The 1,834-nt window shown below is 73.9% G+C and carries 1 protein-coding gene and 1 pseudogene; both read left to right on the top strand.

The window, feature by feature from the left end; translation table 11 throughout:
* A pseudogene (locus AQI95_RS40985) lies at nt 1-819 on the top strand (baseplate J/gp47 family protein); the annotation flags it as partial.
* Nucleotides 816-1,834, top strand: a 1,019-nt coding sequence (locus AQI95_RS40980) for a hypothetical protein (RefSeq protein WP_159056680.1), incomplete at its 3' end; no start/stop codon positions are given. The pseudogene AQI95_RS40985 and the gene AQI95_RS40980, both read left to right, overlap by 4 nt.

The following is a 1,834-nucleotide window of genomic DNA, read 5'->3' as shown; positions in this document are numbered from 1 at the left end:
GCCCTCGAACTCGAACCCGCCTGGGCCCGCCTCCACCTCAACTTCGACTCGGCCACCGTCCAGGTCGCCAACCGGGCCCCCATCAGCGGCGGCGACCTCCTCGAGACCGACGACGTCTACCGGGCGCGCCTGCTCGGCGTCCCCCGCACCCTGTGGACCCAGGACGCCGTGCTCGCACGGATCCTGGAGGTCCCCGGCGTGCGCGACACAGCCGTCTTCGACCCGCTCGGCGGCGTCGACGCCTCCCGCGGCGTCTTCAACACCTACCTGTTCGGCCAGCACGCCTTCACCACCGGCCGCCGCACCGGCTCCCCGTACTTCTTCGACATCGTCGTCGCCGTCGAACCCGGCTGGCCCTGGCGCCAGGACGAGGGCGACATCCCGGCCGTGTACGACAAGGTGCTCGACGTCGTCCGGCAGTGGCGGCCGGTCTCCGTCTTCCCGGACATCCGGCAGGCCAACCAGGTCGACGTCGGCATCCGGGCCACCCTGGTGGTCCAGCCCGGTCACGACCCGAACGCTATCCGTGGTGCGATCCTCAGCGCCGTCCATGCCGGCGTGGACCGGCTGCGCCTGGGCCGCGCCGTGCTGCACTCCGACCTGGTACTGACCGTCCGCTCGATCGCCGGCGTCGTCGACGTGCAGAACCTGCGGCTGCGCCGCGGCGCCCCCCTCTTCGCCGAAGTCGGTTTCGGCGGTGCCGTGTTCGGCGGCGCCGTGGAATTGTCGGTGGGCGAGAACCTCACCCTGGCCGCCGACGAGATCGCCTACTTCGACCTCGACAGCCCGCTGATCGACCTCCAGGTGGCGAGCCCATGAGCACCGACTTCCTGGACGTGATGGCCACCGGCCTCACCCCCGCCTACGACCGGGGCATGGAACGGCTCGCCGTGCCGCTCACCGCCGACGACACCGGCACCCTGCGCCCCGCCTACGACCTCTCCGCCTACCGGGCCCACCACGGACGCGACCCGGACGCGCCCCGTTTCCTGCTCGCGCCGGCCGCCGACATCGCCGAACCGCTCACCGTCCGGATCACCTTCACCCGGACCCCCGGTGCGCCCGAGGAGAGCACCGACCTGCGCTTCCCGGCAGGCTGGCCCGCCGGCGACCAGCTCGCCGTCGAACTTCCGGGCAGCGCCGCCGAGTTCACTGCCGTGCTGGAACTCACCGGACTGCACCCGCTGCCCCCGGCCCCCGCCGGGCCGCAGGACTGGGAACTCACCGCGCTGCTCGGCACCCTGGCCCGGCTGCTGTGGACCATCGGCCGCGACGTCCAGGACCTCACCCGGCGGAGCGCCGATGTCGCCCGCCAACGCAGCGCCAGCGGCGCCCGCGGCGCCGGTCTCGACCTGCTCGGCCAGGACCTCGGCGCACCCCGCTTCCCGCCCCGTCCGTACGCGCCGGACGATGGCACCCTCGTGCTCTACCACCTCGACGACCGGCCCACGCCCGACGACCTCAAGGTCGCATCAGCCGCCGACGCCGGCGGGCGGCACCCCGCCGCCGTCAACGGCGCCGCCCAGGCAGGCCAGACCGGGCGATTCGGCCCGGCCTTCGGCTTCACCGCCCCCGACAGCAGCCTCACCGTCCCCGACAGCCCGGACCTCGCCCTGCCCGCCGACTTCACCGTCGAGGCGGTTGTCCGACCGGCCCTGACCGCCAAGGGGCCCGGCGCCGTCGTCGCCAAGCGCAGCCCGCTCAATACCCGGGCCGCCCCCGGCTGGGCGCTCACCCTCGGCAGCTACCGGGGCGTCGACCAGAACCCCCGCTTCTCGCTCGCCGACGGCACCACCGAGACCGAGCTCTTCGCCGACCGCAACCTCGCCGACGG

Source organism: Streptomyces yokosukanensis, from assembly GCF_001514035.1.
GTDB classification, from domain to species: domain Bacteria; phylum Actinomycetota; class Actinomycetes; order Streptomycetales; family Streptomycetaceae; genus Streptomyces; species Streptomyces yokosukanensis.
Note: the sequence above shows the minus strand (reverse complement) of the source record. Positions and strands in the feature narration are given on the sequence as shown.